Origin of the sequence: Ferrovibrio sp. MS7 (genome assembly GCF_038404985.1) — a bacterium.
Lineage (GTDB): Bacteria > Pseudomonadota > Alphaproteobacteria > Ferrovibrionales > Ferrovibrionaceae > Ferrovibrio > Ferrovibrio plantarum.
In genome coordinates this window covers 299,393-320,904 of record NZ_JBBKBA010000003.1, presented here as the reverse complement: position 1 = coordinate 320,904, position 21,512 = coordinate 299,393, and the positions used below count along the sequence as shown (strand labels likewise).

Genomic DNA, 21,512 nt, shown 5'->3' with positions numbered 1-21,512 from the left:
GCCAAGGCGAAGGCGGCGAAGAGCATTTCGATGGAGCGCAACTTGACGCTCGAAGCCGTGCGCGTGACTGAAGCCGCCGCCATTGCCGCCGCCGGCCTGATCGGCCTGGGTGACGAGCAGGCCGCCGACGAAGCCGCCTCGGCGGCGATGCTGAAGGCGCTGGAAGCCGTGAACATCGCCGGCAAGGTGGTGATTGGGCTGGGTGAACGTGATGACGTGCCGCGCCTGTTCGTCGGCCAGGAAGTCGGCAGCGGCAAGGGGCCGGCCATCGATATCGCGCTGGATCCGCTGGAAGGCACCTCCAATGCCGCCAAGGGCGCACCCAATGCGATGGCGGTGATCGCGTTTGCCAATGCCGGCTGCTTCCTGCATGCGCCGGATGTCTACATGGACAAGATCGCGGTGGGTGCCGGCCTGCCGCCCGGCGTGGTCGATCTTGATCGCAGCCCGGCCGAGAATCTCAAATCCCTGGCGGCGGCCAAGAATGTCGCGGTATCCGATCTCACTGTCTGCATCCTTGATCGCCCGCGCCATATGGAACTGATCAACGCGGTGCGCGCCACCGGCGCCCGCGTGGCGCTGATCTCGGATGGCGACATTGCCGGCGTCATCGCCACCACCGACAGCGATACCGGCATCGACATCTACATGGGCTCTGGCGGCGCGCCGGAAGGCGTGCTGGCAGCGGCGGCCCTGCGCTGCATCGGCGGCCAGATGCAGGGCCGGCTGATCTTCCGCAACGAGGATGAGCGTTCGCGCGCCCGCCGGCTCGGTATCGAGAAACTGGACCGCAAATACGAGATCACCGACCTGGCCTCGGGCGACGTGATCTTCGCCGCCACCGGCGTCACTGATGGCTCGCTGCTGTCCGGCGTCAAACGCGCCGCAGTCGGCCACAAGGTGCATTCGGTCTCGATGCGCTCCGAGACCCGCACCATCCGCCGCATCGAGGCGGTGATCCTGCACGCGCTCGATTGAGCGATGCAGCCGCAGCCGGAAGCCTTCCTCGGCGTCAATAAATCCCTGCAGGGGCGGCGCTGGCGGCTGCGCAGCGGCGATGACCGCATCGGCTTGGCTTTGGCGCAGCGCGCCGGCCTGCCGGAAATATTGGGCCGCGTGCTGGCCGGGCGCGGCGTTGACCCGGAGACGGTGGAGGATTTCCTCAAGCCCTCGCTGCGCCGCCTGCTGCCCGATCCCTCGCGCTTTCACGACATGGATACGGCGGCCACGCGGCTGGCCGTGGCCATCGAGCGCAACGAGCGGGTGGCGGTGTTCGGCGACTATGACGTGGATGGCGCCACCTCCTCGGCGCTGCTGAAGCGGTTCTTCTCGGCCATCGGCCGGCCGCTGCGGGTCTATATCCCGGACCGCCAGAAGGAAGGCTATGGCCCGAACGCACCGGCGATGCGCAAGCTGGCAGAGGAGGGCGTGCGCGTCGTCGTCACGGTCGATTGCGGCACGCTGTCCTTCGAGCCGCTGGCGGAAGCCAAGAAGCTCGGCCTCGATGTGGTGGTGATCGACCACCATCTCGCCGAACCGCATCTGCCGGAAGCGGTGGCCGTGGTGAATCCCAATCGCCTGGATGAGCAGCCCGGCCACGGCCAGCTTGCCGCCGTCGGCGTTGCCTTCCTGCTGCTGGTGGCGTTGAACCGCGCTTTGCGCCAGCGCGGCTATTATGCGCAAGGCGCGGAGCCGGACCTGCTCAGCTGGCTCGATCTGGTGGCGCTCGGCACGGTCTGCGATGTCGTGCCGCTCACCGGCCTAAACCGCGCCCTGGTGACGCAAGGCATCAAGGTGCTGCGCGGGCGCGGCAATGTCGGCCTGGCGGCGCTTGCCGATGTCGCCGGTCTGAACGAACCGCCCGGCGCCTATCATCTCGGCTTCCTGCTCGGGCCGCGCGTCAATGCCGGTGGCCGCGTCGGCCTGTCCGATCTCGGCGCGCGGCTGCTCGCCAGCGACGATCCGCGCGAGGCGGCCAATCTGGCGCGCGAACTCGACCGCCTGAACAAGGAGCGCCAGGAGATCGAGCAGCTTGTGCTGGCGGATGCCATGCTGGCGCTGCAAGCCATCCCTGATGAGGCGCCGTTGGCGCTGGTGGCTGGCGCGGGCTGGCATCCCGGCGTGATCGGCATTGTCGCCGCGCGGATCCGCGAGGCGGCGGGGCGGCCGAGCTTCGTGCTGGCGATTGAAGACAACGGCCTTGCCAAAGGCTCGGGCCGTTCGGTGCCGGGCGTCGATCTCGGCGGCGCCGTGGTGGCGGCGAAGCAGGCCGGCCTACTGGTGAATGGTGGCGGCCATGCCATGGCGGCGGGACTCACGGTGGCAGCCGATGGCATCCAGGCGCTGAACGATTTCCTCAGCGCCCGGTTGGCGCCACAGGTGGCCAAGGCCGGCGCCGATGCCAGCCTCGGCCTCGATGGCGCGCTGCATGTCGGCGGCTGTTCGACGGAACTTTACGAGAAGCTTGAAATGCTCGGCCCCTATGGCTCGGGCAATGCCGAGCCGCGCTTTGTCATCACCCGCGCCCGCATCCTGCAGGCCGATGTGGTGGGCGAGCGCCATCTGCGCCTGCTGGTCTGTTCGGAAAGCGGCGACGGGCCACGGCTGCGCGGCATCGCCTTCCGCGTCATGGATGGCGGCGGCAGCGCCAAGGGTTCGGAACTTGCCGAGGCGCTGATCGCGGCCCGCAGTACCGGCCGCCCGATGCATCTCGCCGGCCATCTGCGCGCCGATTACTGGCGCGGCGAGCGCCGCATCCAGCTTGTGCTGGAAGACGCCGCTCACGTGGCGTGAATAACCCGGATTTTCAAGAAAAATAGGTGGCGACCCCTACGGGAGGCGGCGACCCTTATTTTATGTTGTTGTAAATCAGTAACTTGCTTTGCGGGCGGCTGATCGATGTAGATAGTAAAGTAGATAGTTGGTTTGAACGAAATTGGGAAGCGAGCTCTCGGCTCTATACACTATTGCGATGCATGTTTGGGTTAGAGAGACAGTACTATTGAAACCACAGTCTTAAGTCTATCTATGCACTTCTTTGTATGACTGCCGAAACAGTGAGTCAGCTACTGACTTACCATACAGTAGGACATAGGCACATACTGGCAAATTGGTAAGTGGGCGTGAAGTGAGGGGGAATTCGAATTTTCGCTTTGATACATGCGGCTTTGTGATCGGTTTCGTGTATCCCCCCTTTAATCTCCGAATATCCCGCTTCATCCCTCCTGCTGATGCCCAGTTGATTACTATTTTCTGGGCTCCGACTTAGCCAGCAAAGACTCTACAGTGTGCAACCCAACACACCTAAAAATGAGCAAGACCAGCATTGCCGCGCTACCTATCCCGACCACCGCCGAACGTGGCACGGTCGCTGCGTGACAAGTTGGCATATTCGCCAGCGTGCAGTCGTAGCCAATTGTGGGTCAGCATTACCCGGAGCCCGGGGCCTAACGGGGGAATCACGATCTCCACGATTTTGGGGAAGCGGTGCTCAAGCTGGTGCTGAGTGGGACGGCCTTGGTATCGGGTCATGCGTTGGGGGGCTCGCTGTCTTGAACTTCCTTTCATGCGTGGCTGAAGCAGATCAGCTTGTTCGGCTTCGGCTTGTTGATGACTGGATCGCTGGCGAGCGCACGGCCGGAGGGGCACATCGGGCACCGTGCCCTGTCGTGAATGTCCTCCTGCCTGGCCGCTGCACCCGGAGCCCGGACGGCCCGTCTCAGGTCCACCTCCCAGCGACCACCGCACTGGTCGCGGATGGCTTGCAAACCGATCCAAAACCGGATGCACTCCACTAGAGCTCTCATAATATTGATCATATTCCCAACAAGAATATAAAGGGAGCATGAGTCGATACGGGTTCTGAGCCGGATACGGGGTTACGCACATCTTTTCATAGCCGGGGCCGAGACACCGGGACGGGATCATCCCATTCTAGCTCCCACTCTCCGGGCGGCATCGGCTCGGGGTCGGGCTGGTCTTCGGGCCGGGGATGGGCGTCGTTATCCCACCAATGGTCGATCAAGGCGAGAGCTTTCCCCATGCCGAACCGGACGGCAAGTCGGACGCCAGATGGGGAGCAGATCGAGATAGAGCCGTCTTCGTATTCGACGAGGATGTAGCCGCGATAGCGACCGAAGCGGCGAACGGTTCTGGGGGAAAGGTTGTCGGCCATGATGGGATTCCGTATGCGTTGAACTTGCAGCCGGGCGGCTGCTCTCCAAATATAGTCCGGGTGCTTGAAAGAGATGGCATCGGTCAATGTGTGGACGGATAGGACAGACCAGTGAGGTGGCCCGCTACGCCGAACCCCTAGGCGTGCGGTGGCGGCTGCCCAACACAGGTCCGCGTTATAATCTCTGCCCGATCCAGCAGGCGGTGGTGTGTCGGGTAAATCCCGAAACGGGGGAGGGCAGCCTTGACCTGCTCCACTTCGGCCTTGTGCCTAGCTTCATGCCTGACAAGCAGAAGCAGGCGAACATGATCGACGCCAAGTCGGAGACTGTGGCGACGCTGCCCAGTTACAGGGTAGCATTCAAGAAGCGTCGCGGACTGCTGCCTGTCGATTTGTTCTACGAGTGGCGAGCAGAGGGGAAGGTGAAACGGCCCCTACTAATCCGCAGCCAGGATCAAGCCCCGATGATGATAGCCGTGATCTGGGAAGGCTGGAAGGATTCACCAGAGAGTGGCTACAGCGGGTGGTACAAGACATTCTCAATCCTCACCACGACGGCGAATTCGCTGATGGCAACGATCCATGATCGGATGCCGGTGATTTCAGACGAACAGGATTGGGAGGCGTGGCTCGATGAAGTCGAGGGTGATCCGTAACCGCTATTTCAGCCTTACGATCCCGATCTTATGGAAGCATTACCAGTGAGCCGCAATGTGGGAAACGTCAAGAAAGACCACACTGATTTAATAGAACGGATCGCAGCATGACAAAGAAGCCAGTGGTGTTCGATATATCTCATCCGGACGTAAAGCGAACGTTCGGCGTGTATAATTACATGGACAATGAATCGGACCGGGGAAAAGTCCTGGTCATAATTGCAAGCATTGATGAAACATTACGCCAGATGGTGCTGGCGCACTTAATCGATGCAGAAGAATCTCAGAAGATTGTTGGGATTGACGGCGCACTAGGCCCGTTGGTTGCGCGTGCGCGTATGTGTTACGCGCTAGGATTCATCAGCAAGTGCGAATACGAAGAGATAAAGACATTAGCGAAGATCAGAAACGAGTTCGCACATAAGCCCGATTGCTCGTTCGATGAACCGGCAGTGGTGAAGTTGTGTTCGAAATTGTCGACTGAGTTTTCCAGCAAAGACCTGAAGTACACGCCAGCACAAAAATTTTGGCATTCAACGCAAGTGATCAACGTCACACTCGGGACGAGGCCAAGTCGCATTAAGAAGCAGAAGCCGATGAAATAACACGATACGACGCTCCGCATTACGATGCAGGGCCCAAAGGAATAATCATGAGCCGACAGAAAGATTTGTTCGCGGGAAACATGACCGCCGAAGCTAAAGGCGGAAGCGAGAAGCCAATTCGACGACTCGTGGAAAGCGCGTTGGACTTCCTTGATCGGGCCGCGAAAGAAATAGAAACACACCCGAAATACTCGATCATCAATTTCGCCACTGCAATCGAGCTGATGTTCAAAGCAAGATTGATGAAAGAGCATTGGACGCTGGTGGTTGAGCACCCATCAAAAGCGATACAACGAGATTTCTACGAAGGTAAGTCGAAGACGGTTGGAACAGATGATGCGATCCTTCGCCTCCGAAATGTATGTGGCGAGAATATTCCGGACGATGCTAAGGCAGCATTTAAGTCGATTGCCGAGAACAGGAACCGTGTCATTCATTTCTACCACGAGGCGGCAACCAAGAGGGCAAAGCCATCAGAGATCGAAGCAGTTATCAAGGAACAGTGCTTGGGCTGGTACCACCTCGAACGACTGCTGAAGAGTTGGGGGAAGCCGTTCTCCAAGTACGGGGTAGAGATCACTGCCGTTGACAAATTGATGCGCCAGAATTGGCAGTATCTAAAGGCGGTGTATGACAGCGAATTGCCGGAAATACAAAACGATCAGAAGAAAGGCATCAAGTACGAGGAGTGCGGTGGTTGTCAGTTCGTGGCTTCGAAGGAGTCGAGCGTAACTGATATGATCCTCGACCTTGATTGCCAAGTGTGCGGGCTGCACCAGCGCTATGTCGAATTCAAATGCTCGACCGTAGGATGTGGCAGCACAATACGAATGGAGGCCGACCACGGAACACAGGGCATATGCAAATCATGTGGGCATACGCTGACCAGCTCTGAGATCGCCGATGCCCTCAATACGGAAGACGTTGATCATGAAATGACGACCGGTGCTAAGAACTGCGTTTACTGTATCGGTGTAGATACCGTGGTGAAGCATAAAGAGGTTTATGTCTGCACCGAATGTCTGAGTGTAGAACCGACAATCGCCACCTGTGGCTGGTGCAATGAAATGCAAATGGGTGGCGGTGATCTAGAGGGTAGTAGCTATACCGGCTGTGAATTCTGCGATGGTAAAGCTGGGTGGGATAGAGATTAATCGACAAAGTCCATGGGGGTAGGGACAATGCGGACAAATCTGATTCTGTCAGTTGCTATCAGCGCGCTACTGCTGCCCTACATTGGCGTATGGGCATTGCTCAATTTCGGCGGCGAACTCCTAAAAAATGCAAACTCAACGCTGATAGGCGCTATGGTGGGCTCATCGTTGGCGGTCGGGTCATCGGCGTTCATTTGGCTACTGACATATTGGCAGAAGGTGAGCGAAGCCGAGAAGGCTAAGCGAAACTTTCGGCAAGCACTGTGGACTGAAATCAGCAGCCTATATGGAACCGCATACGACGAAGCTCAATGGTGGAAGAACGAAGCTGCCGAAAGCCGGTATGGCGCGACTGAAAAACGGTTGCTTAATCATTTTCAGGCCGGTGTGCTCAATGCAAATCTCGCCCGGATCACCGACATTAAGCCACGAGTTGCTGATAGTTTAATTGCTCTGCGTGCATTCACACTGATCCTTCCTGAGAAGATTGAGTTCTACTACGAGGTGGAGGACAAAATCCTTGCCGGGGTGAAAGCGGACTGCATGACCGAGGTGGTGGCTATAGAAATTCTGACTCGCAATAAGAAAAAGATGTGCGACTTCTTGATGCGGCTTGCTGGGGGAGGTCGCAAATGCAGCCAACTGCTCGACCAAGACGGAGACTTTGAAGAAGAGCGGGCTAGATCGTTCAATCCTAAACACTGGGCGCTTCGCAAGGCATCCGACGATGAAATGAATAATGAGCTGGACGAACTCAACGTAAAGCTCGAAACCCGAGACCCATTTTCGATGTGACGGGGGCATTATGACTGTAGGGAATTGTCCGCTCTGCGCGAAACCTGCATCGGTAGATCACCGTCACACGAACATGCATTTCGAATGCGAAGGCTGTGGGAATTACCAGTTCTTTCTGCCGCTGGCGAATACAATACTGCGCCTAAACGATGATGAGAAGATAAAGCTAAGTTGTTGGCTCAGGTGGCAGTCGGACAGAGGTATGCCGGTCACCATAAGCGGCGAGCTTTTGAATCAAATTGAAGCGTTTCCGGTGCCGAGCGTACAGGAGCGAGCCAACAATTTATTGATGGCATTCGCAGCGGCGATAAAGACGATAGACCAGAAAATATCACCAAACACGCTGTACTTTCAACGGAAGGCATTCACTGGAAGGGAGCGGGAGGTTCGATACTTACTGAATTTCCTTAGCGAAGAAGGTTTTGTCACAATCCAAGCCGGTGGGACCTTATTAGACACGACGATTGGGGTAACGCCGAAAGGGTTTTCCCGCGTTGAAGAATTGAGGGCGAAGGTACCAGCCTCCGATCAAGGTTTTGTCGCAATGTGGTTCGGTGATGCCGTAGCAGAGGCGTTCACGGCTGGGATCGCGCCCGCGCTTCTGGATGCTGGCTATCGAGCATTTCGCGTCGATCAGAAGGAGCACGTCAATAAGATCGACGATGAGATTATTATGCAGATTCGTCGGTCAAAGTTTGTCGTTGCGGATTTTACGGGGCATAGGGGAGGGGTCTACTTCGAATCCGGCTTCGCCATGGGCCTCGGCCTGCCGGTGATCTGGACCTGCCGCGAAGATGCAATGGGCGACCTCCATTTCGATATACGCCAGTACAACACCATATCGTGGCAAGCGCCTGCTGACCTACGCGCAAAGCTTTCTCGTCGGGTCGAGGCAGTTGTGGGGCGGGGCCCCGTGAGATGACGGAACCGCAACCAGAAGACATTCTGGAATCTGTCACGGAACAGCTAGACCAGCTTGTCGCGGAAGGCAAGATCACGACGCTTCAAGCGCGAATGGCTGTCGAAGATATTTTGCACGAAATGACGGTCACAGTTTATGAAGAGATATACAAAAATATTCCAAAGTATGTTTCGAAGCGGGAGCGTGAAGACCGAGGCTTTCTGACAAGACATAAACGTCATTGGGGAAAGCCGTTCAAGCTATTAAAGGCACTGGTCATCTACGCCGAAGACGTGGGGTCGAGTTTTAACAACAAGTATCGGCAGCAAGCATTCGATTCAACTGACTATAAATTTGAAGCTATGGTGGGTTTGCACGCGCGATCCATTTTGATCGCTAATGAAATCTTGTGCTTGCTAGAGAGTGGGCTTGCCGATGGAGCGTTTTCAAGATGGAGGAGTCTTCATGAGTTGTCGGTAGTGGGGGCCTGCATCTTCGGTAGCGATCAAGAGGTGGCGAAGCGCTACCTGTTGAATGTGCATGTGCAGAACTATTACGCGATGCGCCAGCACCAAAAGCACCACAAGAAGGCGAATCTTGGGGAATTCTCAAAGGAAGAGATTGAGCATATAGAGGTGTTATTTAAGCATGTTCAGGATGCCTACCCCGGCGAAGTAAAGGGTGACTACTGGTGGTGCAAGCCAGTCATCAAGAAAGATAAACCGAACTTCGCTGACATCGAAGAATGCAACGGTATGGATCATTGGAGGCCGCGCTATAAGTGGGCGTCGCAATACATCCATGGAAACTTCAAGCCACATCACACTTTGCTAGGAATGGCGGGCGAGAACGCGCAAGTGATGCTTGTTGGGCTCAGCAACAGGGGGCTTACCGATCCGGCCCATTCGATGGCGATAAGTCTAATTCAAATAACCTCCGCCCTGATCTTGCAACGTCCTATTACCGAGCACATTGTTATGGCAAGGGCGCTACAAGATTTGTGTGAGAAAGTCGGCGAAGCGTTTCTTTCTACTGAACGCCGATTGACCCGACTACATGAGAAGAGGCTGCAACGGGAAGCGGCCAAGCAGGTCTCGAAGTGAGCCAGTTGCGTGCATAACAGCGTCTGAGACATGGGGCGAATGTGCAGTGCAGGCTCAGCGACGATCGAGAATTCGAAATTAGCAACGACTGATTGGGAACGGCTGGACTTGTCGGGTTAAAGCCCAACCGTAATGCCTTCCCGGCTGCAGTCCCCGCCGACAGTCCATTGAATGATTTGCCAATCGATCTGATGGAGATTGGGCAAGTCAGGCCACCGCAACGCCCGCCGTGGTTTGCCGGGCTGGACAGGGCGAGGACGATCCGGCTCCTAAGCGGCCTAGTCAGCGGTGTGATGCTTGAGCCCATCCATGTTCAGCCTGAGCAAGGCGAGTATGCCTTCACCGTTCTACACAACTTCCATCGCTCCTACGTCTCAGTTGCTGCGGGTTTCACTCACTTGCCGGTGTGCTTCCCTCGCGCACGCGCGTTATATGATATCGACCGCTTGGGGCGGTTTTCCACCATCACGCTTGGGGGCTATGCGCTGTGGTGATGCCCCGGTGATGCCCGAACCCACGCACACTGGATAAGGCGAGTCCGATCAAGCGGTTATCGCTTGTCCATCGTGTATGCCTCATAACCACAGATATATACTCAGAGTCCGAAACCTTTGTTGTTGTTATCCGCAGAAAGGAAAGCGGCGGTATCGTGCTTGCATATCTGCACAACACCCTCACTAAGAACCCGTAACAGAGTGATTGCCACAACACGATGGTGCGGGCTTCGTGAATATCAGGACAGATGGCACAGCAACGACTATCGATGGCTTCTACTGGACCAATAGGAATTGGGTTAGTGGATGGAATACGGCAGGCGCCGTGGTATGGTGCAAAGTGTAATTCTCGCGTCATTACGAGTTTTTGTATGTGATTGTGGAGGGGGCAATGGTTGAGAACATCTATCGCGCGAGCGTTCAATATAACGACTGGAAGGGCACTGCAGCTGCTGACGATGCTGATAAGAATAGCCTTTCCGACCTGCTCACAGAACGCGGACTAATGAATGAGGGTGAATTCCTCCTGTCTGCACACTTGTGGGTGGGCGAGGTCCATGGCGGAGAGCTTGGCTCCGTGTTCGTTTGCGCGACGATAACCCAGCTATCGAACGCAGATGCAGTGGAGAGCTTGGTCCGCGCTAATTGTGGCCCGCTGCCGGTTAAGCGTGTTGAGCTTGAGCTATCGCTCGGCGAGTTCGTTGTGTTGTTCAAGCGATTCGCCGTAGTGCTGACTTCGAGAGACCTTAACCTTACTGATTTTAAGTATAGCTATGAGGATTAGGTAGAGCGCCCATCTAGAGCTAGTTATTGTCTTTCAGAAGCGCCGACTAAAGCCGGAGAGTACCCAGCTTATGACCATGAGTGCGATAAGCGCTGTGACAGGCACTAGAGCACCAACGATTACATATTGAAGATAGCCCGGCCTTGTAGCTGGGTGGTAGAAATACATAGGGTCATCGCAATAGGGCTTCCTAATAAAAGCGCAATCAACATTTCTTTCTTTATACTCAGGAAGATCGAGGGCCTGCCTTACAATGCCTTCATTCATTGTAAGCCATTTAGGCAACATCACTTCGATGTTCACATTGCCTTTGATGGTGTAGCGACTCACCTTTGAAGAGCGATCCCACTCCTTGTAGGCATATAGCGCAGCCCCTCCAGCCCATACTACCGTTGCAATGAGCCACAGTCTAATCAGCCCCCTTTTTATATTCGTTGCAATATCCTTTAATTTTCATCTCATTCACTCACTTCACTGTCCCCACTAACAACAATAACAAAAGGGACCTTTAACGGCTTTTTTGAAATCGCGCTTTCTCTACCCCCAGGGGTCTGTTTTTCAGACCTTGGAACTCCTACCCGGCCAACACCCGCAAGACCTGGGCAGGTGACCACTGGCTTGACTGTCGGGCGGTCTTGATGCCTCGTTCAGTCAGCTCTCTCGCAAGCGCATTAGCGCTGGTAATGCCATTAGCGCGCATTTCCTCGATAGCAGGCAGCACCCTTGCCCGGAAACCTTCAGCGGCCTTCTGGCGAGCTTCTAGGCCCATCGCCGGGTCAACCTTGGCACCGCCACGGTAGCCGCCTAGGCGTTTCCCACGGGCTTTGGCGGCTTGTAGGGCTGCCTTGGTACGCTCGGATATCAGGCCCCGCTCTAGCTCGGCTACAGCGGCCATCTGCTGCAACAGGAAGCGGCCCACCGGACCAGGCGGCACATTCGGCAGGTCGCAGAACACCACGTCTACGCCGCTATCGACCAGGGACATGAGGAACTGAGCGTTGCGGGAGAGCCGGTCCAGCTTGGCGACGACCAGCGTAGCGCCCATGAGGCGGCACTTATCCAGCGCCCTCTTAAGCTCAACGCGGTCTATCCGCTTGCCGCTCTCCACCTCGACATATAGAGGCAACACCAGAGAGCCGTTGGGCAGGCGGGTGACGTATTCCCGGATGGCCTGTTCCTGGGCCTGCAAGCCAAGGCCGCTAGCGCCCTGTTTGGCGGTCGAGACGCGGACGTAACCGATGCAGGGCTTTGCTGAGGCAGTCATATCGTATCTGTCTATGGTCGTTGTCTGTAATGATATTGACGTTAAAGACAATTCCTCAAGATGGCAATATAAAAATTAAAAGGGCTATTTTCGATACAATTACAACATTCCAGAGCATAAGACCGCAAAGTAATAACCCAGGTTTCTGGCGGTTATTCATCGTAAGTATTTGTTCTATAATAAGGATGGCGCCAGTTTGTACTTAAGAAGGTGCGCTACGACTGTGTCATATATTCACGGAGGCTGGGGCATTGAGAAACAATACTAATGACGCGGCTCAACAAGGCGTCGAACAACTTGAGCCAGCCGAGTTCCGCTACGATATGGATATTGTTTCGGGCGTTCGGCAGGTAGGCCGGAAGCCTCGGGTTGCCATGGCTCATCTGTCTGTGGATGCGATGACAGGCCAGGGCAGCCGGTCGGTAGGCATCGCCCTAGAGACAACCGTTGAGGGCGTCACAGAGCAGCTTGCCGGTGTTGAAAAGTTGGTAGCCGAGGCCGAGCACCTAAAGGCGGCTATCGGGCTGGCTATCTCTGTGGCGCGAGGTAACTAGCCCAGATGCAAGCGCTATATATAGTGCCATTGGCATCCCAATTGACGCAATATCTGCGATTACCTCACGCTAAATATATACAAGGAAACGTGTTTTTTTATCGAGGTTCGCATGTCGGCTGAGCAAGATAGACCTAGCCCGGCGGAACAAGAGCCAAGCGACAGCGCGGCCCTTATGGATGCCCCGCACATGGACCTTAAGGGCTACCCGGTATCTGCCGAGGCTAAGGCCCTGGTGGCGGACCTACTGTCAAAGCTCCTGCTGAGCGAGGCCAGGAAGCGGAAGCGTACCAGTGCGGAAGCGGCGGCTTTTGAGCGGACGGTTTCCGCTATTGTTATCGACCTCTTGGATAACGCTCGGTTCTTTGAGGTGAGGGAGTCGGTCAAGCGGTCAAACGCAAAAGGCTGGTGCCGCCACTCTCTTGCAGAGGCCAGCTTTGCAGGTAGCACGGATCATCCCTACACGGCATTCAGGGCCACTATCGAGGGACTTGAACGTCTTGCTTTAGTTGAGCGTAAAGTAGGATTTGCAGAAGCATCCGCCTTTAGCAGGACAGGCCGGATTTGGGGGCGTCAAACTCGCTTTAGAGCGCGATCGGCACTGATTGCTCTTGCTCAAGTACATGGCGTCAACCTGGGATTAGACAAGTTCGCCCGCCATTTCAGATTCACTCCCCCAGGGAAGGCGCTCCTTCTGCGTGGGCCGTCGTCTGGATATGGTGATAACAAGCAATCGGGGCGACCGATCAAGTTTGACGCTACCGAGTTGACCCGCAGCCTTGAGGCCGAGGTGAGGGAAATCAACGCCTACCTTTCTAAGGTCGATATCCAACCTTTCACGCATCGGGGCTTTACCCGCATCTTCAATGATGGGGGAAAAGCTGATTACGCTTGGAATAAGGGAGGGCGGCTCTATTCGATTGGAGAAGGCAGCTATCAGAATCTACCTGAGCAGCAGCGCCTAACCATGACGTTCAACGGCGAACCAGTCGTTGAGATTGATATTAAGTCTTGCATGCCGATGTTGACGCACAGTGCTCTTGGGCGGCTAGACTACAATCCGCATGAACATGATCCCTATACGCTGCCCGAGACGCCTCGACTGATTGGCAAGCTGTGGTTCACACAAGCCATTGGCTTGAACAAACTACCGTCTCGTTGGACCAAGGGGCACGTCAAGAAGGCTGCTGAGTCTGGCCTGGACTTGGGCCTCTATCCGATCAAGAAAATAGAAACTTCGATGCTTGCTCACACTCCGGCTCTTCGGGAGTGGTTTAGCCAGGGTCAACTCGGCTATCTCGACCTAATGTATCTCGAAAGCCAGGCGCTGGTTACGACGATGCTTGAACTGGTCCGCAAAGAGATTCCGTGTTTATCGGTCCACGACAGCCTGATTGTCCCTGCTTCTAAAGCAGGCTTTGCACTTGTTGCCTTCGGAAACGCCTATTACAGCGTTTGTGGCATCATGCCTGCCATGGAAGTGGAGGGGTGTGACGGCCCTATAGCCCGGCAATCTCTTTTTTCGAGACGTGATGCAGGGGCGTCTAGCGAAAACATCAGGCCAGCCGACATCGCGAAACTAGACGCGAGCGCAAGTGTTGAGAGTCAGAAGCCGTGGGATTTCTGAGATACGGTTTTCTTATTGGATTACCGTTAAGCACCTTGCTATCCGATGCAGCAATTATCCTTGGCTTGTCTGCATTGGATGGTGTTGGCGTGGGGAGACAGTGATTGTGGTCGAGGTATAGATAATAACCCGCAACTCAATCCTTTCCCCCACACCCCCTATCCTTAATCTCTCTCAATAGCTCTAGGTCTCTATCAATCTAGTCCTCGTTAAAGAGACGTTTAATCAGCCTTGAGAGGGAGAGAGAGCAATAACTAGCGGAGGTTAATTCCGGCGTCCGCCCAGAAGGCCTGGACCGCAAAAATATAAAAAGCTTGAGGGGGGTAATGGCTTAAGTCTTTGTCTTTTATTCGAGAATGCCGCTTTTCTGGACCTGGGCCTCAATTCCCAGCCGCCGGGCCTTGAGCGGGCGAAGGTCGAAATCGCCGCTAGGGCGGTTTTTAGACTCACTGAGAATCTTTGTTGCGTTTCCGCTGGGTGGGTAGCGGGGTGGCCTTCCGAGGTGCTGCGCGGGCCTCCTGGGCGCCCTGGCGAGTTATTGCAGCGGCAATGTAGCGGCTCGCGCCGCCTGGTGGGTGTGGCGAGCTACACGGATTGTTCCCAGGCGCCAGCCGGTTTCTGCCCATCTGGCATTTGAGCAGGGGGAGCGACCGGCTTTGCGGTATAGGTGGCGTAAGCCGTATCGAGGGCATCCTTTAGAGCCGCGAGTGCGTCGCCAGCGCCATACTTCCCGGCCTCGTCGCTTACGGTATGGCCTTGGACCCGGTCGCGAAGCTCCTTGTCAATCTTCGCCAAGCGGAGAGCATCTTTCATCGTGTGCCGCAGTGAGTGGAACACCAGCCCGCGACTGGTCTTGATTCCCAGGTCGGTCAGTAGGCGGGCGAACCACTTAGACATAGCTTTTACGAGCCCTTCAATGTCGGACTTGTCGTAGCTTGCATAGTTGAAAAGAAAAGACCGCTCTTTGTTGGTTTGGTGGTAGCGCAAGAAACCGGCATCAAGAGCAGCTTGAGGAATTGGCAGGTAACGTGTGCTTGACGCTGTTTTGCCGTCTTCAATGTGGGCACACCACACGTCATCGCGTTGCAGAACTCGTGACGACTCTAGCTTGGTCAGTTCTCCAAGGCGTGCGCCCGTTGTGATGCCAAGTAGCAGCACCCAGCCACGCGCCTGATTGTCAGGTTCGGTGGTGCCGATAAACTCCAAGGCCGTCTTATACAGCAGTAGCAGTTGGTCGCGACTGAATGTCTCGCGCTTTCCGCCCGCGTCTTTCTTCTTTAAGGCACGGGAGAAGCCAATCCGGTAGAAGGGATTGACCTCAATCTTCCCTGCATCCTCAAGCGTCTTGAAAATGCCAAACACAAAGTTCCGATACTTCTCGCGGGTGGCGAGAGCTAGCTGACTGCCATCCGACTTTTTGAGGCTGTTAAGGTGGGCGATAAACGCCCGTGCTTGGTCCTTTGTGACGTTTTCCAGCGACACTGGTTCACCGGCTAACGAATCCTGGAAATACTTCATTGCCCGATGGCATTCCTCAACGCTCCTGGGCTTGGGGCCGTTGGTTACTTCCCACAGAGCTATGGCGCTCTCTACCGCTTCAGCGAGCGGCTTGGCGTTGCTGCCGGTAGCAGCCGCATTGATGGCCCGCTTGTCGGCCTCGATACCGTCCCGCATAGACTTGGCGACCTCGGACAATACCGGGTCGTCGGCAGTGGTCCCGCCCGTGGCCTCGATTACGTCCCGCTCCAAAAGGGCCTGGGTTTGCTTAATCAGCCGCTCATAGCCGCTTAAGACCTGTAGGCGTTGGGCTAGGGCCTCCGGAGTGATTAGCCCGGCAGGCAGCATGACTGCCCGCTTGGCGTCCTGTAGGGCTTCTAGCGGGCCTAGGGCCTCCAAGAATGGAAGGGCGATGGCTGGCAGAGCCGGGATGGCTGCGGCGGCTTCTAGTTGCTGGCGGAGGCGACCTTGATTGGCAAGCGTAGCCTTCGCCTTGTCAAACTCGTTATCCCAATGCGCGGTAAGCTGGGTGGCCCACTTCTCGGACGCTCGCCGGTCATGGGGGGAGGGGCTTTGCAGCCTTATCCATTCAAAGCCGACTAGCTGAATACAGTCTTTCGGCACGCGCCGCTGGTAAGCCCAGCAACCGTTGTTGCGCTTCAAGTAGGGTACTTTGCTGCCGCTCGCCCTAACCATTCTTGCCCCCTGTCCCGGAGCCTTAGAATAGCCGATGTAGCTAGCCCTGTAGATAGATTTGTAGGTATAGCGCTTCGCCTAAGTGATTGACGTAGCGCCTAAAAGGACTTGGAACTGAAAGCTGAAGTGTTGGCGACCCCTACGGGATTCGAACCCGTGTACCTACCGTGAAAGGGTAGTGTCCTAGGCCTCTAGACGAAGGGGCCGGTCCTGGGCCTGCCGCATGGGCGGGAGGCGAGCCGGTGAGGCGGGGCAGGGTGTAGCCCGGTTCGGCGGTCAAATCAAGCCGGTGCCGCGCAAAATCAGGGGGTAATGGAAAAGGGCGCCCTGGCCGGCGCGCTGGTCTGTGCCACCGTCGCCGGGCTGGTGCCGGTACTCGGGCTGGGCGGCGGGCGATAGGCGTGGGCATAGCCGCTGATCAGGCTGATAGAGGCGGTCCATTTCGGCGGCGGCGGCGCTAAGGGATGCCATTGGGTCAAGCCTGGCTTGGCGATGGCAAGCAGTAGCAACCCGAATGCCACGATCAAAAACCTGCAACGCATGCCACATCCGCCCCTTGTTGAAGCCACCAGCCCGCCGCTATCGGTTTGCGGTTTCGGAGTGGAAGCCCACGCAACCACAACGGTTTTCGCTTTCGTATTGAATCGAGCCACGCCTGTTCGAGTCATGATGACCAGCATTTTCGTGGCTATTTTTGCGGCGAAAACGTATGTCGTCGAAAATCTCCGCGCGTCAGATTCTCACCAAAAGTAACAGTGCTTGACGTGCGGTTCCGGTCGGTAAAAATGCATCTAAACAGCCTCTCAGAAAGACGAGTCGACCATGAAACTTTCACAATTGCAGCGTGCCGCCCTGGTCGGCATTCTGGTGCTCGGCGGCCTCGGCGCCACCGGCGTGATTGGCATGAAGGTTGTGGCTGCAGTGCAGGCGGAAGATACCCTGCCGCTGGCGCCGGCATCGCGCAACGAATGCATCAACGAAGGCCTGCGCAAGGTGCAGGGCGGCTTCTCGCGCCAGACCGCCTACGATATCGAAGTGCGCTGCGAGCAGCTCATCCAGTCGCACGAGGGCCGCAAAGCGGCCCTCAAGTAGCAGGCTGGCCACAGGATTGTAGCGGTACATCTCAGCCCTTGAATTTTCACGGTCGCCATCGCCAAGCTGCGGCCATGCTCGACACGATAAATCTCCCCCTGATCCTCGCCGCCGCCCTGCTTGCCACGGGCAGCCCCGGCCCCGCCACGCTCAATATCGCCGGCACAGCAATGACGGCGGGCCGGCCTTTCGCCCTGGCGGTTGCTGGCGGCGTCGCCACCGGTTCGCTGATGTGGTCCACCGCTGCCGCTTTCGGGCTCGGCGCGGTGATGCTGGCCAATGCCTGGCTGTTTGAATTGCTACGCTATGTCGGCGCCGGCTACCTGATCTTCCTGGCCTTCAAATCGGCGCGTTCGGCCTTGAAACCCGGCGATGTGGCCCCGAAAGCGGTTCAGTATGGCTCCTTGCGGCGGGCTTATGCCGGCGGCCTGGCTTTGCATCTCACCAATCCGAAGCCGATCCTGTTCTTCGGCTCGCTCTATGCCATCGGCGTGCCGCCACAGACTTCGCCGCATACCCTGCTGATCATAATCGGCGCCATGGCGCTGCAGAGCACCCTGGTCTTCGCCGGCTATGCGCTGTTGTTTTCGAGTGCGCCGGCAGTGCGCGCCTATCTGCGCCTGCGCCGCTGGTTCGAGGGGCTTTTCGCGCTGGCCTTCGGCTATGCCGGCTTCAAGATCCTGACGGCACGCCTCTCGTAGAGGCTCAGGTCAGGTTGATGGCGTAGACCGCCTGCGGCTCCTGGAAGCCCTTCAGCGTGTAGTCGCCAAGCGCGGTGAACACGATGCCGGCATTGGCGCAGGCCTCGTGCACCGTGGCCGAGGTAGTGATCTGGCCGGGGATGGCAAGGCCGCAGACGCGGGCGGCAAGCTGCACGGTCGAGCCAAACAGGTCGTCGCCGGCCTTGATCGGCTTGCCCGCCGATAGCCCGATGCGCAGCTTCAAGGGCAGGGCTGGCATGATCTCGTTATGCACGCGCACTTCGCCCTGGATCTGCAGGGCGGCACGCACAGCTTCCAGTGCGCGGTCGAAAGCCACCATGGCGCCATCGCCGGTATGCTTCACCCAGCGGCCGTTATGATCCTCGATCGACTGCCGCACGATGCGGTCATGCGCCTGCACCAATTCCATCTGCATGCTGTCGCCGTGGAGCTGGGTGAATTCGGTCGAGCCGACGATATCGGTGAACATCACCACCACTTGCTCGACAGCCCGGCCATCGCTGCGGCTGAGCCAGCGCTCCACCAGAGCCGGTCCGCCGGGCAGGCCCTGGTCCAGCCGGCCATCCCAGGTCAGCCCGGCCTTGTACATCTCCATGTAGCGCGGCTCGGCGAGATAATCGTCGATGATGCCGGCGAAGCGCCGCGCGCCAGCGGCATCGCCGAACAATTCCGCCAGGCTCTGGGCCAGCACGTAGCGCTGCTCATGCGGCTGCCATTGCTTCAGCTTGCCCGATTGCTCGCACAGGCCGGCGAGGAAGAGATGCAGGCCGAAGCGCATATGGCCGGTGATCTGACCATTCTCGGCCGCACCCGGCAGGCCGAGCAGCTTGGCCATCCAGGCCCGGGTGAGCAGCACAAAGCCCTGCATCACGGTGCCGAGCGAGCGGTGCCGCTCCGCCGTCACCAGGCTGGCTGCGTCTTCGGGGTCGAGCTGCACCAGGGCTTCCGGCTCGGGCTCCGGCTCGCTCAAGGCGGGCTCGAGCGCGGCCACCGCTTCTGGCTGGGTCAGCGGCACGGCGACCGGCACCATTCCGGCGTGCTGCTGTTTCTCGGCCTCGCTTAAGAATCGGAAAAGCTGGCTCAGGATGCGGCTGCGCTCATCGGGGGCGGAAGCCAGCAGGCCAAGGCCGAGGGCCGCCGCGACGGAGAAGCCGCCGGCCAGGCCGGTGAGCATGGTGGTGGAAACGAAGCCAGCGGCGCCGGCGGCTTTCAGCAGCAAGGCCAGGATCGCCAGGGCGCCGATCACCAGGGCCGCCAGCAGCACCGCCACCGCCTGCCGCCCGCGCGGCGATAGCGGTTCGGGCTGAGCCAGGGCGTCGCTGCCTGGTGCCGGCTGGCTGGCGCCGGGCGTTACCCGCGCCTGGGCGCCCGGTATGCTGCGCGCTGCCACGCGGCTTGGCGGCGGCCGGGTCGGCAGCGTATCGACCTTCTTCTTGTTGGCGATCTTGCGCTCGCGCTGGCCGCCCTCATCGTCGTGGGTTTCTTCCACCACACGGTAGGCCAGCACATGCTTCTCGCGATACATGAACTCGGCATACTCCACCGCCGGCTCGCGCTGGTGGCTTTTGAATTGCCGCACCAGTTGCCAGCGGTAATCGGCGAAGATGTAGACGTCGTAGACTGTCTCGCTCATGGCGCGGCAATCTAACGGTTGTAGTTCCCGCCTACAATCGGTCGATTTTGTTCAGGCATTGCGCGGCCCGAGCGCGCAAGTCTGTCTGCCGTTCGGCGCTGAAGCGGGCCCAGTTGCGATAGGGCATGGCGAGGCGCGGATTGCCGGCGAGCTTGCCCTGGTTGCGGGCAAGGAAGTCCCAGTAAAGCGCGTTGAACGGGCAAGCCCTCGGTCCAGTGGATTGCGACACGTCATATGTGCAACCACGGCAATAATCGGATTGGCGCTGGATGTATTTGCCGGAACTGGCATAGGGCTTCGAGGCCATGCGGCCACCATCGGCGAATAAAGCCATGCCATGGGTGTTGGGCAATTCCACCCATTCGAAGGCATCGGCATAGACGGCGAGGTACCAAGCCTGCACCTGCTTCGGCGCCAGCCCGGCCAGCAGCGCGAAATTGCCGATCACCATCAGGCGCTGGATATGGTGGGCATAGGCATGGCGCAGGGTGTCGCCGATGGCATGACGCAGGCAGTTCATGCCGGTTTCGCCGGTCCAGAAAAATTCCGGCAAGGGGCGCTGGGCATCCAGTGCGTTGCTGTCGCCATAACCCGGCATATCCAGCCAGTAGAGGCCATGAACATATTCGCGCCAGCCTAGGATCTGGCGGATGAAGCCTTCAGCGGCATTCAGCTTCACCTGGCCTTTGCGGTATGCCGTTTCGGCGGCGCGGATCACCTGCAGCGGATCGAGCAGCCCCACATTGATGTAAGGCGACAGCACGCTATGAAACAGCAACGGCTCCTCTGCCGCCATGGCATCCTGGTAGTCGCCGAAATCAGGCAGGGCATGGGCGATGAACCAATTCAGTGCCGCCTCGGCCTCGATCCGCGTCACCGCCCAGCGGAAAGGTTCGAGCTGGCCGTAGTGATGCGGGAAGCGGGCGCGCACCAGGTCCAGCACGCTGCGCGTGATGGCATCGGGGGCGGGGGCAGGGCGCTGCGGGATGACCAGGCCCTTGGGCAACGCCTTGCGGTTCTCGGCATCGAAATTCCACTGGCCGCCTTCCGGTTCGCCGGTGGCATCCAGCAGCACCTGATGCCGGCGCCGCATGGCACGATAGAAAAATTCCATGCGCAATTGCCGCTTGCCCTCAGCCCAACGGGCAAAGGCCGCACGGCTGCACAGGAAGCGGTCGTCATCACGGATTTCCACCGGCAGGTTCAATTCATCGCCCCAGCGCCGCATGGCATGATCCAGGCGCCATTCCGCCGGCTCGGTCAGGACCAGCCGGGGCGCTTGCAACAGCGTGACAAATCTTTGCGCTTCGCCAAACAGGCTGCCGCTGTTGGCCGGGTCATCAAGGCGGGTGTAATGCACCGTGAAGCCACGGCTGCGCAGTTCTTCGGCGAAATGCCGCATGGCGGAAAAGATGAAAGCGATTTTCTGCGGATGATGTGGCACATAACTGGCCTCCTGCATCACTTCGGCCATCAAGATCTGGTCATGCGCCGGCTCGGCATCGCGCAGGCTGGAAAGCGCCGGACTCAGTTGATCGCCGAGTACCAGGCGCAGGCTGGCGATGGTCATGGCGTCACCTTGCGCCCATGGCTGCCGCGCTTGCGGCAGCCATCCGAGCAATAGCGTACCTGCTCCCAGTCCCGGGCCCATTTACGCCGCCAGGCGAAAGGCCGCTGGCAGACTGCGCAGAGCTTGCTTGGCAGATGCGGCTTGCGGTGCATGTCACTCTCCCGTCATTGCCGGCATCTTGCTGCCACGGCG

The 21,512-nt window shown here is 58.0% G+C and carries 20 protein-coding genes and 1 tRNA gene; 12 read left to right on the top strand and 9 right to left on the bottom strand.

Features of this window, described 5'->3' with window-relative positions:
- Positions 1 to 30 precede the first annotated feature (30 nt).
- Both glpX and recJ read left to right on the top strand, forming a co-directional pair.
- The gene (gene glpX, locus V6B08_RS19845) at positions 31 to 978 is read left to right on the top strand and encodes a class II fructose-bisphosphatase (protein WP_341984482.1); all 948 of its coding nucleotides are present in this window, start codon (positions 31 to 33) and stop codon (positions 976 to 978) included.
- A 3-nt stretch (positions 979 to 981) separates the two neighbouring features.
- A complete protein-coding gene (gene recJ / locus V6B08_RS19840) occupies positions 982 to 2,793 on the top strand; it encodes a single-stranded-DNA-specific exonuclease RecJ (protein WP_341984196.1) in 1,812 nt (603 codons plus the stop codon).
- A gap of 1,099 nt (positions 2,794 to 3,892) precedes the next feature.
- On the opposite strand, the gene V6B08_RS19835 is transcribed toward recJ, so the two are convergent.
- A complete protein-coding gene (locus V6B08_RS19835; RefSeq protein ID WP_341984194.1) occupies positions 3,893 to 4,174 on the bottom strand; it encodes a hypothetical protein in 282 nt (93 codons plus the stop codon).
- Between the two features lie 86 nt (positions 4,175 to 4,260).
- On the opposite strand from V6B08_RS19835, the gene V6B08_RS19830 reads away from it, so the two are divergent.
- The 7 genes from V6B08_RS19830 (at position 4,261) to V6B08_RS19800 (ending at position 10,666) form a co-directional block, all read left to right on the top strand.
- The gene (locus V6B08_RS19830; RefSeq protein ID WP_341984192.1) at positions 4,261 to 4,830 is read left to right on the top strand and encodes an SOS response-associated peptidase; all 570 of its coding nucleotides are present in this window, start codon (positions 4,261 to 4,263) and stop codon (positions 4,828 to 4,830) included.
- A gap of 107 nt (positions 4,831 to 4,937) precedes the next feature.
- The gene (locus V6B08_RS19825; RefSeq protein WP_341984190.1) at positions 4,938 to 5,435 is read left to right on the top strand and encodes an MltR family transcriptional regulator; all 498 of its coding nucleotides are present in this window, start codon (positions 4,938 to 4,940) and stop codon (positions 5,433 to 5,435) included.
- A gap of 47 nt (positions 5,436 to 5,482) precedes the next feature.
- Positions 5,483 to 6,589, top strand: coding sequence for a hypothetical protein (locus V6B08_RS19820; protein WP_341984188.1), 1,107 nt, complete (start codon positions 5,483 to 5,485; stop codon positions 6,587 to 6,589).
- A 27-nt stretch (positions 6,590 to 6,616) separates the two neighbouring features.
- Complete coding sequence (locus V6B08_RS19815; protein WP_341984186.1) at positions 6,617 to 7,384, top strand: hypothetical protein; 768 nt, start codon at positions 6,617 to 6,619, stop codon at positions 7,382 to 7,384.
- Between the two features lie 202 nt (positions 7,385 to 7,586).
- Complete coding sequence (locus V6B08_RS19810; protein WP_341984184.1) at positions 7,587 to 8,306, top strand: hypothetical protein; 720 nt, start codon at positions 7,587 to 7,589, stop codon at positions 8,304 to 8,306.
- Positions 8,303 to 9,388 (top strand): DUF5677 domain-containing protein, encoded by a 1,086-nt coding sequence (locus tag V6B08_RS19805; RefSeq protein ID WP_341984182.1) that lies wholly within the window; start codon positions 8,303 to 8,305, stop codon positions 9,386 to 9,388. Before V6B08_RS19810 ends, V6B08_RS19805 begins: the two co-directional genes overlap by 4 nt.
- Positions 9,389 to 10,273: 885 nt before the next feature.
- Positions 10,274 to 10,666, top strand: coding sequence for a hypothetical protein (locus V6B08_RS19800; RefSeq protein WP_341984180.1), 393 nt, complete (start codon positions 10,274 to 10,276; stop codon positions 10,664 to 10,666).
- 33 nt (positions 10,667 to 10,699) lie between these two features.
- Here V6B08_RS19800 and V6B08_RS19795 read toward each other — a convergent pair whose 3' ends face one another.
- A complete protein-coding gene (locus V6B08_RS19795; RefSeq protein ID WP_341984179.1) occupies positions 10,700 to 10,996 on the bottom strand; it encodes a hypothetical protein in 297 nt (98 codons plus the stop codon).
- Between the two features lie 244 nt (positions 10,997 to 11,240).
- Positions 11,241 to 11,930, bottom strand: a complete 690-nt coding sequence (locus tag V6B08_RS19790; RefSeq protein ID WP_341984176.1) for a recombinase family protein — start codon at positions 11,928 to 11,930, stop codon at positions 11,241 to 11,243.
- A gap of 743 nt (positions 11,931 to 12,673) precedes the next feature.
- Here V6B08_RS19790 and V6B08_RS19785 point away from each other — a divergent pair.
- Positions 12,674 to 14,110, top strand: coding sequence for a hypothetical protein (locus tag V6B08_RS19785; RefSeq protein WP_341984174.1), 1,437 nt, complete (start codon positions 12,674 to 12,676; stop codon positions 14,108 to 14,110).
- 585 nt (positions 14,111 to 14,695) lie between these two features.
- Here the strand turns inward: V6B08_RS19785 and V6B08_RS19780 are convergent.
- The 3 genes from V6B08_RS19780 to V6B08_RS19770 form a co-directional block, all read right to left on the bottom strand.
- A complete protein-coding gene (locus V6B08_RS19780; RefSeq protein WP_341984173.1) occupies positions 14,696 to 16,270 on the bottom strand; it encodes a tyrosine-type recombinase/integrase in 1,575 nt (524 codons plus the stop codon).
- Positions 16,271 to 16,433: 163 nt separating this feature from the next.
- Positions 16,434 to 16,509 (bottom strand) — tRNA-Glu (locus V6B08_RS19775).
- A gap of 96 nt (positions 16,510 to 16,605) precedes the next feature.
- Positions 16,606 to 16,983, bottom strand: coding sequence for a hypothetical protein (locus V6B08_RS19770; protein WP_341984171.1), 378 nt, complete (start codon positions 16,981 to 16,983; stop codon positions 16,606 to 16,608).
- A gap of 142 nt (positions 16,984 to 17,125) precedes the next feature.
- On the opposite strand from V6B08_RS19770, the gene V6B08_RS19765 reads away from it, so the two are divergent.
- On the top strand, positions 17,126 to 17,395 hold the full coding sequence (locus V6B08_RS19765) for a hypothetical protein (protein WP_341984169.1): 270 nt from the start codon (positions 17,126 to 17,128) through the stop codon (positions 17,393 to 17,395).
- Between the two features lie 74 nt (positions 17,396 to 17,469).
- Positions 17,470 to 18,096 carry a LysE family translocator gene (locus V6B08_RS19760; protein ID WP_341984167.1) on the top strand — a complete coding sequence of 209 codons (627 nt, stop codon included), beginning with the start codon at positions 17,470 to 17,472 and terminating at the stop codon, positions 18,094 to 18,096.
- A 4-nt stretch (positions 18,097 to 18,100) separates the two neighbouring features.
- Here V6B08_RS19760 and V6B08_RS19755 read toward each other — a convergent pair whose 3' ends face one another.
- The 3 genes from V6B08_RS19755 to V6B08_RS19745 are packed head-to-tail and all read right to left on the bottom strand — an operon-like array spanning position 18,101 to position 21,472.
- The gene (locus V6B08_RS19755) at positions 18,101 to 19,750 is read right to left on the bottom strand and encodes an adenylate/guanylate cyclase domain-containing protein (RefSeq protein ID WP_341984165.1); all 1,650 of its coding nucleotides are present in this window, start codon (positions 19,748 to 19,750) and stop codon (positions 18,101 to 18,103) included.
- A 31-nt stretch (positions 19,751 to 19,781) separates the two neighbouring features.
- The gene (locus V6B08_RS19750; protein WP_341984163.1) at positions 19,782 to 21,320 is read right to left on the bottom strand and encodes a cryptochrome/photolyase family protein; all 1,539 of its coding nucleotides are present in this window, start codon (positions 21,318 to 21,320) and stop codon (positions 19,782 to 19,784) included.
- Positions 21,317 to 21,472 (bottom strand): DUF2256 domain-containing protein, encoded by a 156-nt coding sequence (locus tag V6B08_RS19745; RefSeq protein ID WP_341984161.1) that lies wholly within the window; start codon positions 21,470 to 21,472, stop codon positions 21,317 to 21,319. The genes V6B08_RS19750 and V6B08_RS19745 overlap by 4 nt, the downstream gene beginning before the upstream one ends.
- Between the last annotated feature and the right edge of the window lie 40 nt (positions 21,473 to 21,512).